At 72.2% G+C, this 14,392-nt stretch carries 11 protein-coding genes; 6 read left to right on the top strand and 5 right to left on the bottom strand.

Annotation, left to right across the window (positions count from 1 at the left end):
* Positions 1 to 4 precede the first annotated feature (4 nt).
* The 5 genes from D1648_RS02945 to D1648_RS02925 form a co-directional block, all read right to left on the bottom strand.
* Positions 5 to 859, bottom strand: coding sequence for a hypothetical protein (locus tag D1648_RS02945; RefSeq protein ID WP_122939311.1), 855 nt, complete (start codon positions 857 to 859; stop codon positions 5 to 7).
* Positions 860 to 994: 135 nt separating this feature from the next.
* On the bottom strand, positions 995 to 2,044 hold the full coding sequence (locus D1648_RS02940; RefSeq protein ID WP_122939310.1) for a LacI family DNA-binding transcriptional regulator: 1,050 nt from the start codon (positions 2,042 to 2,044) through the stop codon (positions 995 to 997).
* Between the two features lie 86 nt (positions 2,045 to 2,130).
* Positions 2,131 to 3,081, bottom strand: a complete 951-nt coding sequence (locus D1648_RS02935; protein ID WP_122939309.1) for a carbohydrate ABC transporter permease — start codon at positions 3,079 to 3,081, stop codon at positions 2,131 to 2,133.
* On the bottom strand, positions 3,078 to 4,016 hold the full coding sequence (locus tag D1648_RS02930) for a carbohydrate ABC transporter permease (RefSeq protein ID WP_122939308.1): 939 nt from the start codon (positions 4,014 to 4,016) through the stop codon (positions 3,078 to 3,080). The genes D1648_RS02935 and D1648_RS02930 overlap by 4 nt, the downstream gene beginning before the upstream one ends.
* Positions 4,013 to 5,350: an ABC transporter substrate-binding protein gene (locus D1648_RS02925; protein ID WP_122939307.1), complete on the bottom strand. Its 1,338-nt coding sequence runs from the start codon at positions 5,348 to 5,350 to the stop codon at positions 4,013 to 4,015. The genes D1648_RS02930 and D1648_RS02925 overlap by 4 nt, the downstream gene beginning before the upstream one ends.
* A 134-nt stretch (positions 5,351 to 5,484) precedes the next feature.
* Here D1648_RS02925 and D1648_RS02920 point away from each other — a divergent pair, with 134 nt between their 5' ends.
* The 6 genes from D1648_RS02920 (at position 5,485) to D1648_RS02895 (ending at position 14,261) form a co-directional block, all read left to right on the top strand.
* Positions 5,485 to 7,542 (top strand): beta-galactosidase, encoded by a 2,058-nt coding sequence (locus D1648_RS02920; RefSeq protein WP_122939306.1) that lies wholly within the window; start codon positions 5,485 to 5,487, stop codon positions 7,540 to 7,542.
* 35 nt (positions 7,543 to 7,577) lie between these two features.
* Positions 7,578 to 9,236, top strand: coding sequence for a glycosyl hydrolase 53 family protein (locus D1648_RS02915; protein WP_122939305.1), 1,659 nt, complete (start codon positions 7,578 to 7,580; stop codon positions 9,234 to 9,236).
* A gap of 37 nt (positions 9,237 to 9,273) precedes the next feature.
* Entirely contained in the window at positions 9,274 to 11,109 is a 1,836-nt protein-coding gene (locus D1648_RS02910; RefSeq protein WP_122939304.1) for a glycoside hydrolase family 15 protein, read from the top strand.
* A 68-nt stretch (positions 11,110 to 11,177) separates the two neighbouring features.
* Positions 11,178 to 12,656 carry an NAD-dependent succinate-semialdehyde dehydrogenase gene (locus D1648_RS02905; RefSeq protein WP_206424764.1) on the top strand — a complete coding sequence of 493 codons (1,479 nt, stop codon included), beginning with the start codon at positions 11,178 to 11,180 and terminating at the stop codon, positions 12,654 to 12,656.
* Between the two features lie 133 nt (positions 12,657 to 12,789).
* Entirely contained in the window at positions 12,790 to 13,833 is a 1,044-nt protein-coding gene (locus D1648_RS02900; RefSeq protein ID WP_126281969.1) for a hypothetical protein, read from the top strand.
* Between the two features lie 101 nt (positions 13,834 to 13,934).
* Entirely contained in the window at positions 13,935 to 14,261 is a 327-nt protein-coding gene (locus D1648_RS02895; protein WP_122939302.1) for a DUF3870 domain-containing protein, read from the top strand.
* Positions 14,262 to 14,392 lie beyond the last annotated feature (131 nt).

Genomic DNA, 14,392 nt, shown 5'->3' with positions numbered 1-14,392 from the left:
GGATTCAGCCGATCTGCTCGGATGCGCCGGACCCGGAGCTCGCGCCGTCCTGCGACTCGCTCGAGGAGCTGGAGCCGCTGGACCCCGAGTCGCCGCCGGTCCCGTCGGCGTCCTCGCCCTGCTGCTCGTCGGCCGGGGAGGAGCCGTCCTCGGTGGTGCCCTCGCTCTGCTCGCCGGACCCGTCGGCGCCCGTGCCGTCCTGCTGCTGCACGTCCTGTTCCCTCCCGTCCTGCTGCTGCCCGTCCGTGCCCTCCTGCTGCTCGGTGCCGTCGTCGGTCGAGGAGCCGGAGTCCTCGCGCGGGGAGACGGAGTCGGTGCCGGTGACGGAGCGCTGGATCTGGCCGGTGCCCGGGGACAGCTCGGTGCCGGAGATCCGCTGGATCCCGAACACCGCGGCCATGCCGATCAGGCCGATCACGAGGCTCATCAGGGCGATCTTCAGCAGCCTCCTGCCCCGGGAGGGCTCGGGCGTCTCGGCGGCGTCGGTCGCCTCGGCGACCGCCTCCCCGGTACCGCCGTCGGCCTCCCTGCGGGTCCGCGAGGAGTGCACGGACGCACCCCGGTCCCGGCTCGGGGCACGCTCCCCGGCCCTCACCGCGACCTGCTTGAGCTTCCGGGCGGTGCCGTTGACGGAGTCGGTGTAGAAGGCGACCACGGCCGCGGAGATCACCGAGGTGATCGCGGCCCCCGCGACGGTGCCGCTGATGCCGAGCTGCCCGCCGATCACCGAGGTCGTCGCCGCGGCGGCGCCGCCGGCGAGCAGGCCCGGGACCGAGAGGCTCTTGATCTGGGAGTCACCGCCGCGATCCGGTGACTCCTCGGCGGGGGACGGCGCGGCGAGGCGCGAGGAGGAGCTCATGGCGGCACGGTCCTCCGCCGTCCTCGGAGCATCCCCCGTGCTTCCTCGGGATTGCCTGGAAAGCCATGGGAAAGCGGATTCGACCTGGCCTCCCCCGCGAAGATGATGTGCCTCACGCCCACCCGCGGCGGACCGTCACGGGCGGGTGGTCGAGTCCCGCACCACGAGCCGGACGGGCACGACGACCCTCGTGCGCACCCCGCCGTCGATCTGCTTGCCCAGGGCGTCGACGAGCTCCACGGCGATCCGTCGGAAGTCCTGTCGCACCGTGGTCAGAGAGGGCTTCTCGGTCGCGGCGCCCGCCGAGTCGTCGAAACCGCCGACCAGCACATCACCGGGCACCGACAGCCCCTCGGCCTGCAGCACCTCGATCGCGCCGCGCGCCATGCGGTCGTTGGCGGCGAAGAGCGCGTCGACCCCCGGGTGGGCGCGGAGGATCGCGCGCATCGCCTCCGCTCCGCTGGCGACCGAGTAGTCGCCGTGCTGCACGTCGACCACACGCGGGACCGCCCCCTCCACGGTCGCGGACCCGATCGCCTCGATGAACGCCTCCGGCCGGAGGAAGCCGCCGGGCGTGTGCTCGGGGCCGGCGATCACGGCGATCTCCCGGGCCCCCTGCTCCACGAGGTGCTCCGCCATGCGACGGGCGCCTTCCCGGTCATCGGCTGCCACGAAGGCGACCCGGTCCTCCAGACCGGCCGGGCTTCCCACGTTCACGAGCGGGATGCCCACTGCCTGGATGCGCTCGAAGAGGTGATGTGCCGGCTGCGCCGAGGCGGTCACCGCGCCGTCCACGCCGCTGGTGCGCAGGAAGATCTCGGCGCGTTCGGCGCTGTCCTCGTCCCCCGCGAGCAGCAGCACCATGGTCTGGTCGCGCGCGGCCAGCGCCTGCCCCACCTCGATCACGAGGGATTCGAAGTTCGGGTCCTCGAAGAACCGGGCCGGCGGCTCGTCCACGACGAAGGCCACGGTGCCGCTGCGCCCGGTGCGCAGCCGGCGCGCGGTGGCGTTCGCGACGTATCCGGTCTCCCGGATCGCCCGGGTGACGGCCTCTGACGATTCGGCCGAGACCCAGCGGCCGCCGTTGAGATAGCGCGAGACCGTTCCGGTCGAGACCCCCGCCCGACGGGCGACGTCCGAGATGGTGGGCCGCCGTGACGGCGTCTCCGAGCGGGCTGCGGCCACGTCACTTCCTTCTTCCTCGACGATGTCCCGGCCAGGTGGCGGGGACCTCCGGGCCAGTATCGCCGACCGCCGAGGTCGGATCCGGCTCAGCCCTTGACGGCGCCGCCGGTGAGATCCGACTGCCAGTACTTCTGCAGCAGCAGGAACAGGGCGATCAGCGGGATGATCGAGACGAGGGCGCCGGTGATGACGGTGGTGTACATCGCCGGCTGCGAGGCGCCCTGGTTCATGAGCGTCGACAGGCCCACGGTGATGGGGAACAGGGAGTCGTCCCCGAGCATGATGTACGGGAGCATGTAGTTGTTCCAGATCCCCACGAACTGGAACAGGAACACCGTGACCAGGCCCGGCATCATCATCGGCACGGCGAAGCGCGAGAAGATCCTCAGCTCGCCGGCGCCGTCGGTGCGCGCCGCCTCGATCATCTCCCGGGGCACCGAGGCGCCCGCGTAGATGCGGGCGAGGTAGATCCCGTAGGGGTTCAGGATGCTGGGCAGCAGCACCGCCCAGTAGGTGTTGGCGAGCCCCGCCTGCGCGAACAGCAGGTACTGCGGCACGGCGAGGATCACGGCCGGCAGCAGCACGCCGGCGAGGATGAGGTTGAAGAACAGCTTCTTGCCGCGGAAGTCGAACAGCGCCAGGCCGTATCCGGCCGCGGCGGAGACGAGCGTGGACAGCAGCGCGCCGCCGACGGCGTACAGCACGGTGTTGCCCGCCCAGCGCAGGAACAGCCCGTCGCGATAGGCGAAGAGGTCCTGCACGTTCTCGAGCAGGAACGTCGAGGGGGCGAAGGTGAAGGTGGAGAACAGCTCGTCGGCGCTCTTCGAGGCGGCGAAGAGCACCCAGACGATGGGGATCAGGCTGTACAGCGCACCGAGGACGAGGACGCCGGTGGCGACGAGCGAGGGCCGCTCGGCGCCGACGCCGCCGGAGCCGCTGCGCGAGGAGCTCGCCGCCGGCCGGCCGCGCGTGATCGACGGGCCGGAGGCTGCGGGGTCGGCGGCTCGGGTGGTGGAGGTGGTCATGGCAGTGCTCACCGCTCTTCCTGGGCGAAGGCCTGGCTGCGCACCAGGCGCAGGAAGCCGAAGGAGATGACGAAGGTCGCGAGGGCCACCAGCACGGAGCCCGCGGACGCCGTGTAGATGTCGTTCTCGGTGAAGGCGTCCCGGTAGATCTTCATCAGCGGCGACCAGGTCGTGGAGATCGAGTTGGTCAGGGGCCGCAGCAGCATCGGCTCGGCGAAGACCTGCAGCGTCGCGATGATCGAGAACACGCAGGTCATGATCAGCGAGGGCAGGATCATCGGGACCTTGATCCGCACCGCCGTCTGCAGCTCGGAGCAGCCGTCGAGGGTGGCCGCCTCGTAGAGCTCGCTCGGGACCGAGCGCAGCGAGGTGTACAGCACCACCATGTTGAAGCCGGTGCCGCCCCAGATGCCGATGTTCGCGATCGCCAGCAGCACCAGCTGCGGGGACAGGACATCCGGCAGCCCGCCGCCGACGGCCTCGGCCAGGAAGTGGAACGGGCTGGTCCCGGGCAGGTAGAGGAAGCCCCACAGGAGGGAGGAGATCACCGCCGGGACGGCGTAGGGCAGGAAGATCGCGATCCGCGCCAGGCGCCGCAGCCGCGCGCGGCGCGAGTCCAGCAGGAGCGCGAACAGCAGGGCGAGTCCGAGCATGGTCGGCACCAGCACCAGCCCGTAGACGAGGGCGCGCAGCGCGCTGGCCAGGAACTCGCTGTCGGCGAGGACGGCGGCGTAGTTGCCCAGTCCCGCCCACACCTCGGTGCGGCCGCCCGCGCCCGGGCCGAGCCCGACCACCTGCTCGCGTCGGAAGCTGACGTAGAGGGCGTAGACGATGGGGACTGCCAGGAAGGCGAGGAAGCAGATCGCGGCCGGGGCGATGAAGACGTACCCGAAGCGGTCGGTGCGCCGACGCAGCGACGAGGCGGTGGTGGTCGTGGGAGCGCTCATGCGAGGTCGTACCCCTGGTTCTCGAGATCGGCGACGGTGCCCTCGTGCACGGTCGTGACCGCGTTCGCGAAGGCGGCGGCGGTCGCCGCCCGGGTCGCGGCCCCGAAGGCGTCGTTGAACAGCGAATAGGTGACGTTGACGTTGGGGCCGAAGGTGAAGGGCTGCACCCCGTCCGCGTTGTCCGTGGAGTGCTCGTAGAAGTCGCTCTGGTGGGAGAAGAACTCCGGCGGCGCCTCGAGCGCCGTCTCCGCATTGGCCAGATCCGCCGGGAAGACCCCGCTGTGCTCGACGAGGGCGAGCACCCCGTCGGCCGAGGTGTTCATCCATTCCGCGAAGCGCACGGCCTCGGCCTGGTGGTCGCTGCCCACGACCACGGAGGTGGCCGAGCCGCCCCAGTTGCCGGTCGAGTTCGCGCCCGGCTCCCACTGCGGGATGGTGGACATGCGCCAGGAACCGGCCGTGCTGCCCGCGTTGCCCTCGAGCACGCCCGGCGCCCAGGCCGCGGAGACCCAGCCGATCTGGGTGCCGTCGTTCAGCGCCGCGTTCCACTGCGGGGTGTACATCGGCTCGGCGGAGATGACCCCCTCCTCGACCAGCCCGCCCCAGAACTCGGCCACCCGCCGGGTGGGCTCGGCGTCGATCTCGACCTTCCAGCGCTCGCCGTCGATCTGCCACCACGAGGCCCCGGCCTGCTGCGCCAGACCCACGAAGAGGCCCGGATCGGTCGAGGAGAAGGTGCCGAGGTACATCGACGGATCGGCCTCGTGGACCACGCGCGCCGCCTCGGCGTACTCCTCCCAGGTCTCGGGGGCGGACAGCCCCAGCTCCTCGAAGACGTCCTCGCGGTAGTAGAACTGCAGCGGGCCGGTGTCCTGCGGGATCGCGTAGACCCCGCCGTCGCCGATGCCGACGGAGGACCAGATGCCCTCGGCGAAGTGCTCCACCGTGCCGGGATCGAGATCCTCGGCGATGTCGGCGATCGCGTCGAAGGCGACCAGGGAGGTGATGCTCTGGTACTCGGCCTGGACCACGTCCGGGGCGCCGTTGCCCGCGCGCACCGCCGTGAGCAGCTTGGTCACCGCGGCATCTCCCGCGTCCTGCCTGCTCACGAGCACCTGCACCTCAGGGTTCTGCTGGTTCCAGAGGGCCACCACCTCCTCGATGCCCGGGGCCCAGGTCCAGAAGGTCAGCTCCACCGGCGCCGAGGAGGACGCCGAACCGCAGCCGGCGAGGGCCCCGCCGGCGAGTCCGGCGGCGCCGAGGCCGGCTCCGGACTGCAGCAGCCGGCGGCGCGACGGGCGCCAGCTCGGTCGGGGTGGGGTGGCACTGGTCATGCTCGCCTCCTTGCGATGGACGGCCCGCTCGGGGCCGAGCGGTGAGGCTGAGATCGTAGAACTGTGATCGTTTACGGTCAAGCCCCTGCAGAAGAGCTTGCCGGCTCCCATCACTCCATGCCATGGTCATCTCTATGACCCGTGATCGATTCCAGTCACCCTCGCCCACCGCGACCCCGTCCGGCGCCGCACCGCGCCCCTCCTGGCCGCTCGGGCTCGAGGGACTCGCCTACGGCGGCGACTACAACCCCGAGCAGTGGACCCGGCAGACCTGGGTCGAGGACGTGCGCCTGATGCGCGAGGCCGGCGTGAACCTGGTCAGCATCGGGATGTTCTCCTGGGCGAGCCTCGAGCCCCGCCGCGGGGAGTTCCACTGGGAATGGCTGGACGAGGTCTTCGCGCTGCTCCACGAGGCGGGGATCCGCATCGACCTGGGCACTCCCACGGCCGCTCCCCCGGCATGGTTCTTCCGCGACCATCCCGAGGCGCGTGTGGTGGACCGCGAGGGACGCACCCTCGGCCCCGGCTCCCGGGGCATGGCCTGCCCCTCGGCCCCCGCCTATCGCGAGGCCGCCACCGGCATCACCCGCGCTCTCGCCGAGCGCTACGGCGACCATCCCGCGCTCGCGCTGTGGCACGTGCACAACGAGTACGGCGCTCCCGTGGGAGAGAGCTTCTCGACCTTCTCGCAGGAGGCGTTCCGCCGCTGGGTGCTCGAGCGATACGGCTCGCTGGAGGCCGTCAACGCCGCCTGGGGCACCGCGTTCTGGGGCCAGGTCTTCGGAGAGCCGGAGGACATCCACGCCCCGCTGCCCACCCCGTCGATGCAGAACCCCTCGCTCGAGCTCGACTGGCGCCGCTTCAGCTCGGCCCAGATCCTCGACTGCTTCCGCGCGGAGCGGGACGTGCTGCGCGAGATCACCCCCCACATCCCGGTGACCACGAACTTCATGGCGCACACCTGCCCGAACATCGATCTGTGGGCGTGGGCGGACGAGGTCGACGTGGTCTCCAACGACCACTACCTGATCGCCGCCGACGAGCGGAACTTCGTCGAGCTGGCCTTCGACGCGGACCTCACGCGGTCGATCGCCCGCGGCCGCCCGTGGATGCTCATGGAGCACTCCACCTCGGGGGTGAACTGGCAGGACCGCAACGTCGCCAAGAAGCCCGGCGAGATGGCCCGCAACTCGCTCTCGCACGTGGGGCGCGGAGCCGATGCGGTGATGTTCTTCCAGTGGCGCGCCTCCCGCAAGGGAGCCGAGAAGTTCCACTCGACGATGGTCCCCCACGCCGGCACCGGCAGCCGGGTCTGGCGCGAGGTCACCGAGCTCGGTGCACGCCTGGCCGACCTCGCGGACCTGCGAGGCTCCCGCGTCGAGGCCGATGTGGCGATCCTGTGGGACTGGGAGTCGCACTGGGCGCAGGACCTCCCGTGGCGGCCCTCCATCGCGCTCGGCCATCGCGCACAGATCCAGACCTGGTACGAGCGGCTGTGGCGAGATCACGTCGCCGTCGACTTCGCCCACCCCGAGGACGACCTCAGCGGCTACCGCCTGGTCCTGGCCCCGGCCTCCTACCTGCTCACCGATGCGGCGGCGGCGAACATCTCCGCGTACGTGCGCGAGGGCGGCCGCCTGGTGGTCGGCCCCTTCTCCGGGATCGTCGATCGGGAGGACGGCGTGCGCGAGGGCGGGCTGAACGCAGCGCTCGCACCGGTGCTGGGCCTCGAGGTCCACGAGTTCTGCCCGCTGCGCCGTGACGAGGAGGCGCGCCTGGTGATCCACGGGAAGCCGCTGCGCTCGCACGTGTGGTGCGAGGATCTCCATCTCACCGGCGCCGAGGCCATCGGCACCTACGTGGACGGACCCGTGCCCGGGGGGACCGCCGCCACCCGTCACGACCATGGGCGGGGTCGCGCCTGGTACCTGGCCTCGGATCTCGGCGTCGAGGACCTCTCCGCGCTGTTCGACGAGGTGTACGCCAGCGCCCGGATCCCGAAGGGCGACCTCCCCGAGGACGTCGAGCTGCTCGAACGCGTCGGGGAGGACGGCGGCCGCCACGTCATCGCGCTCAACCACACCGGGGAGGACGTGACCGTCCCCGTGGACGGGATCGGCACGCTCGAGATCCCGGCCGGCGGCGTGGCCACCGCCCGCATCCCCGCCCCCGACCGCGTCGCCGCCGACTGACGGCGACTCCTCCAGGAACGACGACAGGGAGAACGATGATGTCCGCCCACCGCACCCCCGCCTCGCACCGCTCGGCCGGAGCGACGGCCATGTCCCGCCGACGCCTGGGCGGCCTCGCCGCCTCGGGCGCGGTGCTGGGCACCGGCGCGCTCCTGACCGCCCCGTCCCCGGGCGCCGAGGCACGCGAGAGAGACCAGCTCGCGAACCCCGGGTTCGCCGAGGGCCTGTCGCGGTGGAGGCTCTCCGGGCAGTCCTCCTCCGCGCAGGTCCGCGCCGCGGGCGGGCGCCCGCACGTGCTCCACCTCGAGCCCGCTGCCGGCCAGGAGGTCGCCGTCTCGCAGCGGGTCGTCGTCGGCCGGGGCGGGGAGCGCACCCTCCGTGCGCTGGTCAGGGCCGGCGGGGACGGCCGGGCCGCCTCCCTCGAGCTGCGCAGCCGGAACCGCACCGACCGCGTTCACGTGCCCGTGACCGGGGCCGAGGGCGCCTGGCTCGAGCTCGCGGTGAGCGCCCCGGCGGCGCGCGGGATCCTCGACATCACCCTGCGCGTCAGCGGTGCCGAGGGCGCATGGGCGCAGATCGACGAGCTGCGCCTCACACCGGACCTGGCATCCCGCACGGTGCGCGGCGCGGATCTCTCGGGCATCCCGAAGAACGAGGAGCACGGCGCCGTGTACACCGCGCCGGGCGGTGCCGAGCCCGTCGATCCCGTCGAGCTGATGGCGCACAGCGGGGCGACTCTCGGCCGTCTGCGGGTCTGGGTGGATCCGGCCGACGGATACTGCACCCCGGAGCGGACCGTGGAGATGGCCCGCCGGATCCGTGACGCGGGCATGGACGTGCTGGTCGACTTCCACTATTCGGACACCTGGACGGACCCCGGTGCGCAGCATGTGCCCGCGGCGTGGGCACAGCACGATCCCGGACAGCTGGCGGATGCCGTCGCCGAGCACACCCGCTCCACCCTGACGCTGCTGCGCGATGCCGGTGTGGACGTCGCGATGGTCCAGGTCGGCAACGAGATCAACCCCGGCATGCTCTGGCCGCACGGTCAGACCTGGGACGTGGATCCGCAGGACGACGTCGAGGGCGCCCAGTGGGAGAACCTCGCCCGCTTCCTGCGCGCCGGCGCCGGGGCGGTGGCCGACGTGTTCCCCGCAGCGGAGGTGATGCTGCACCTGACGAACCTCCAGGACGGCATCGAGGGGCTGACCTGGTGGCTCGACGAGGCCGTCTCGCGCGGGGTCCCGCTGGACGTGATCGGCCTGTCCTACTACCCGTACTGGCACGGCACCCTCGCGGACCTGCAGGAGGCGATCAGCACGCTCGGCGCCCGCTACGAGCGGGACGTGATCGTGGTCGAGACCGCCTGTCCGTTCACCCTCGAGGACGATCCCCGCGCGCCGTTCCCCAACATCGTCGATGCGGAGACCGTTCTGCCCGAGGGGTACCCGCCCACGCCCGGCGGGCAGGCGGCCTTCTTCCGCGCGGTCCAGGACGTCACCGCCGCGGCCGAGGGCGGCCGGGGGCGCGGCGTCGTGTACTGGGAGCCGGCCTGGACGGCGGTCGAGGGCGCCGGATGGGACCCGGAGGACCCGAGCTCCGGCAACGCGTGGGAGAACCAGGCGATGTTCGACTTCTCGGGAGCGGCGCTGCCCGAGGTCCTCGCCGAGCTGGGAGCGACGCACGAGCGATGAGCCCCGCAGGGCCTCTCCTCCGTGATGCACTGGGTGGATGACGAGCCCGCTCATCGAGGATCACGCCCTGCTCTCGGACCAGCGCACCACGGCGCTGGTGACCCGGGAGGGGGACGTCGACTGGCTGTGCATGCCGCGCTTCGACTCCGATGCGCTGCTGTGCTCGCTGCTCGGGGACGACTCCCACGGCCGCTGGTCGCTGCGGATCGCGGACGGCGAGGTGCTCTCCCGCCGCTACCTGCCCGGGACGATGGTGCTGGAGACGACATGGCGCTCCCCCACCGGCACCGCGACCGTCACCGAGTTCCTGCCGATCGACGCCGACGGCTCGGCGGAGCGCGGGCCCGCCGGCTCCTCCCTCGCGGGGGACGTGGACGATCACTCCGAGCTGGTGCGCACGGTGACCTGCACCGCAGGCGAGGTCGACGTGGTGCAGCAGCTGGTGATCCGCTTCGAATACGGCCAGGCGGTGCCCTGGGTGCGACGCGGCGAGGACAGAACCGGAGCCGGAGCGCTGATCGCCGTGGCCGGCGGCGACGGGATCGCCCTGCACGGCCCCGCCCTGCGGGCCCGCGGCCGCTCCCATCACGGCCGCCGTCGTCTCGCCGCGGGCGAGACCGTCTCATGGGTGCTGACCTGGTTCCCCGCCTGGCAGGAGGTGCCGGCGGCACCGGATGTCGACGCCGCGCTCGCGAGGACCTGCGAGGGCTGGTCCGCGTGGCTCGGACAGGTGCGGGTCGAGGACGAGTACGCCGGGCCCGTCGCCCGCTCCCTGCTCGTGCTGCGCGCCCTCACCCATCGTCGCACCGGCGGGATCATCGCCGCGGCGACGACCAGCCTGCCCGAGGACCTCGGCGGGGTGCGCAACTGGGACTACCGCTACTGCTGGCTGCGGGACGCGGCCCTGTCCCTCGAGGCGCTCCTCGCGCACGGGCACGTCGACGCGGCCGTCTCCTGGCGGGAATGGTTGCTGCGCGCGATCGCCGGGGACCCCGAACGGCTCCAGATCATGTACTCGATCACCGGGAACCGGAACCTGCCCGAGCAGGAGCTCTCCCACCTGCCCGGCTACGAGGGCTCCGTCCCGGTGCGGCTCGGCAACGCGGCGGCGGACCAGTACCAGGCGGACGTGGTCGGGGAGGTGATGATCGCCCTGTCGATGATGCGGGAGGCCGGGGTCGAGGAGTCGCGCTGGTCCTGGCCGCTGCAGAAGGCGCTGGTGCGCTTCACCGCCGCGCGCGTGGACCAGCCGGACCAGGGGATCTGGGAGATGCGCGGGGACCCGGCCTTCTTCACCCACGGCCGGGTGATGGTGTGGGCGACCTTCGACCGGGCGGTCCGGGCGGTGACCGAGCACGGCCTGCCCGCGGAGGACGAGGAGCTCGAGGAGTGGACTCGCCTGCGCGACCGGGTGCGCGCGGAGGTCCTGGAGAAGGGAGTCGGCCCCGACGGCGCCTTCGCCCAGGCCTACGGCAGCGCCGAGGTGGACGCCTCCCTGCTGCGGATCCCCCGCACCGGGTTCCTCCCCGCGGACGATCCGCGCATGCTCGCGACCGTCGCCCGGATCGAGCAGGACCTGCGCACCGAGGAGGGGCTCCTGCTGCGCTACCGCACCCGCGGCCAGGACGGGCTGACCGGTCACGAGCACCCCTTCCTGGTGTGCGGCTTCTGGCTCGTGGAGCAGTACGCGGCCACAGGGCGCCGCGCCGAGGCCGAGGAGCTCCTGGAGACCCTCCTGGCCTGCGGGAACGACCTGCACCTGTTCTCCGAGGAGTACGACTCCCGCGACGGGCGCATGATCGGGAACTTCCCCCAGGCCTTCAGCCATCTGGGCCTGATCGGGGCGGTCGACGCCCTCGCCGCCGCGCCCTGAGGCACTGCGGATCGAGGGCTGCGGGTGCAGACTGGGAGGGAGCACCCGTCGACGCAGGAGGTCCCCCGATGCCCGAGCAGCCCGCCCTCACCCCGACCCGGATCGCGCAGGTGCTCGAGCGCACCCCGACCAGCTCCTTCGTCGGCGGCCGCTTCCTCGGCGGCACCGCGGCGCTCGAGGTGATCGACCCCGCGACCGGCACCGCCCTGACCCGAGTGGTCGACGCCGACGCCGAGACCGTCGGCCGCAGCGCCCTGGACGCCGCGTGCGCGGCGCAGCAGGAGTGGGCCGCGACCGCCCCGCGCGAGCGCTCGGAGATCCTGCGCCGCGCCTACGAGCTCTGCCACGAACGGGCCGACGACCTCGCGGCGCTGATGACCCTCGAGATGGGCAAGCCCCTCGCCGAGTCCTACGGGGAGGTGACCTACGGTGCCGAGTTCCTGCGCTGGTTCAGCGAGGAGGCCGTGCGGCAGCCCGGGCGCTTCCGCCACGCCCCCGCCGCCGACCACGGCGTGCTCACCGCCGTCCGGCCCGTCGGGCCGACGCTGCTGATCACGCCGTGGAACTTCCCGCTGTCGATGGGGACGCGGAAGATCGGCCCCGCCCTGGCCGCCGGCTGCACCGTGGTGCTCAAGCCCGCGCAGAAGACGCCGCTGACCTCCCTCGCGCTGATGGCGATCCTGGCCGAGGCCGGGGTGCCGGACGGTGTGGTCAGCTGCGTGGTCACGAGCGACTCGCGCGCCCTGTCCTCGTCCCTGATGGCCGATCCGCGGCTGCGGAAGGTCTCCTTCACCGGCTCGACCGCGGTGGGCCGCACCCTCATCGAGCAGTCCGCCCAGCACGTGCTGCGCACCTCGATGGAGCTCGGCGGCAATGCGCCCTTCCTCGTGCTCCCCTCGGCCGATATCGAGACCGCCGTCGAGGCGGCGATGCTCGCGAAGTTCCGCAACAACGGCGAGGCCTGCACCGCCGCGAACCGCTTCTACGTCCACTCCTCCGTCGCCGAGGAGTTCACAGAGCACCTGGTCGAGCGGGTCTCCCAGCTCGCGCTCGGCCCGGGCGCCGACCCCGCCACGACCCTCGGCCCGCTGATCGACGAGGCGGCGGTCGACTCGGTCCAGGAGCTGCTCGCAGACGCGGTCGAGCGCGGTGCACGGGTCCTCACCGGAGGTGGGCGCGGCGACGGCGCCGGCTTCTTCCACGAGGCGACGGTGCTGGCGGACGTGCCGCTGGACGCGCGCGTGCAGCGCGAGGAGATCTTCGGGCCGCTCGCGCCGCTGACGGTGCTGGACGACGTCGAGGAGATGATCGCCGCAGCGAACGACACCGAGTTCGGGCTCATGGCCTATGTCGCCGGGGAGGACCTGAGCGAGGTCACGGAGGTCACGGCCCGCCTCGAGTCCGGGATCGTCGCGGTGAACCTGGGGGTCGCCTCGGACCCGTCGGCCCCCTTCGGCGGCGTCAAGGAGTCGGGGCTGGGCCGGGAGGGCTCCCATGAGGGGCTCGCCGAGTTCCTCGAGACCACCTACGTGCGCTTCCCGCTCTGACCTGCGTCCCGCCCACCGGGTGCCGAGGCGCCGTCCCCCGCCTCACCAGGAGGGGAAATCTCGATGAACTCCGGCGAATCTGGCCGAATCGATTGTCCGGTGTGAGATGAGTCGCTACGGTCATGGAGGACCCATGACCGATCCCACCATGCCGCCCTGCCGGGGCGGCGATCTAGGAGCCCTCGTGCGCACCCTCTCCCGTTCCTTCACCATCCTCTCCGCGACCGCACTGGCCGCCGCCGGCATCGCCGCGACGGCCGGCTCCGCGAACGCCGCCCTGACCACGCGCTGCGATGGCGAGGCCTCCTCCGTGACCGTTCCCGGCGACCTGGTCGTCGCCAAGGACACGTCCTGCGTCCTCACCGACGTCACCGTCCAGGGCGAGGTGCGCGTCCAGGCCGGCGGAGACCTGCTGATGACCGACTCCTCCGTCGACGGGCGCGTGGTCGTCCAGGGCGACGCCTACTTCGACGCGACCGGCACCTCCGTCGGCGGCAACGTCGTCTCCAACGGCGGCTACGGCGTCTACCTCGACGAGTCCGCGGTGGACGGCACCTACAACGGCCGCGCCGCCGAGGGCGCCGAGCCCTTCCTGTACTCCTACGACTCCGCGATCGGCGGGAACCTCAACATCGCCCAGGGGCTCGTGCACGTCAGCGGCAGCAGCGTCGGCGGGAACGTGAAGAGCGAGAACTCCGAGTTCACCGACATCCTCGACTCGACCCTGTCGAAGAACCTCACCGTCACCGGTGCGACCGAGGGCGCGACCTTCTGCGCCGGCGAGGTCGACGGGAACGCGGTGTTCTCCGGCAACGCCGGTGTGCAGCTCGGCACCGGCGGCCAGAACGTCCGCTGCGAGGGCACCACCTACTTCGGCGGCGACGTCACCGCCTCGGACAACACCGACGGCGTCGACGTCACCGACACGATCGTCCGCGGCGACCTGACCGGCGAGGGCAACGACCCGGCGCCCACCGGCTCCGAGAACCGCGTCCGCGGCGAGGCGGGCGGCCAGTTCGCCGATCTGCAGCCCGCCGCGCAGAAGCGCTCGCTGTCCGCGCAGTCCGCGAAGGACTCGGCCGAGGCGCACGCCGAGAGCCTCGACACCAAGCGCGACGAGCGTCGCGCCGAGGCGGAGAAGGCCGCCGAGCTCTCCGGCCCGGCGGACCTCCGCTGAGCCCCGCACTCACCTCGCCGCCCCGCGGCGACACCGCGGCCCCGACCGGGCGCTTCCGGTCGGGGCCGTGCCCGCTCCTCGGGCGCGCATAGGATCGCCTGATGGCGCGCACGATCTATCTCACCGGCGAGGCGAAGTCCCCGAGCAACAATCCGATCACGATGCAGTGGGGATTGTTCTTCGTCGGTCTCGTCGTCGATACTGAGACGCACGTCATCCAGGCAGTCGACTGCACCGCCACGCTGGCGCTCACGGTCGAGTTCGTCCGCGAGCTGGTGGTCGGTCGCTCGCTGCTCGAGGAGGACGCCCTGGTGGAGTCGATCACCGACAGGTACCACGGGTCCTCGCAGAAGGCGCTCGCGGCCGCCGTGCGCAGCGCCGCCGCGAAGTACCGCGACCTGTCGGCCCTCCCCGACCAGGAGCCATAACCGCATACCCGCTCCCGCCCGCCCGGAACCTCACCGAACCGGATCCCGTCGGAAGCACCGCGCCGCGCCTCGCCCGAGGTGCCGGTGGTCGGTGCTTCCGATTTTTTTGTCCCCTTCCCCACCTTCCGAGG

The organism is Brachybacterium sp. EE-P12, from assembly GCF_003711805.1.
Classification (GTDB): Bacteria; Actinomycetota; Actinomycetes; order Actinomycetales; family Dermabacteraceae; genus Brachybacterium.
Note: the sequence above shows the minus strand (reverse complement) of the source record. Positions and strands in the feature narration are given on the sequence as shown.

Coding starts and splice junctions, on each gene's coding strand:
- D1648_RS02925 (WP_122939307.1), bottom strand. CDS start 5,350: ATGACCAGTGCCACCCCACCCCGACCGAGCTGGCGCCCGTCGCGCCGC.
- D1648_RS02895 (WP_122939302.1), top strand. CDS start 13,935: ATGGCGCGCACGATCTATCTCACCGGCGAGGCGAAGTCCCCGAGCAAC.
- D1648_RS02915 (WP_122939305.1), top strand. CDS start 7,578: ATGATGTCCGCCCACCGCACCCCCGCCTCGCACCGCTCGGCCGGAGCG.
- D1648_RS02920 (WP_122939306.1), top strand. CDS start 5,485: ATGACCCGTGATCGATTCCAGTCACCCTCGCCCACCGCGACCCCGTCC.
- D1648_RS02900 (WP_126281969.1), top strand. CDS start 12,790: ATGACCGATCCCACCATGCCGCCCTGCCGGGGCGGCGATCTAGGAGCC.
- D1648_RS02905 (WP_206424764.1), top strand. CDS start 11,178: ATGCCCGAGCAGCCCGCCCTCACCCCGACCCGGATCGCGCAGGTGCTC.
- D1648_RS02930 (WP_122939308.1), bottom strand. CDS start 4,016: ATGAGCGCTCCCACGACCACCACCGCCTCGTCGCTGCGTCGGCGCACC.
- D1648_RS02945 (WP_122939311.1), bottom strand. CDS start 859: ATGAGCTCCTCCTCGCGCCTCGCCGCGCCGTCCCCCGCCGAGGAGTCA.
- D1648_RS02910 (WP_122939304.1), top strand. CDS start 9,274: ATGACGAGCCCGCTCATCGAGGATCACGCCCTGCTCTCGGACCAGCGC.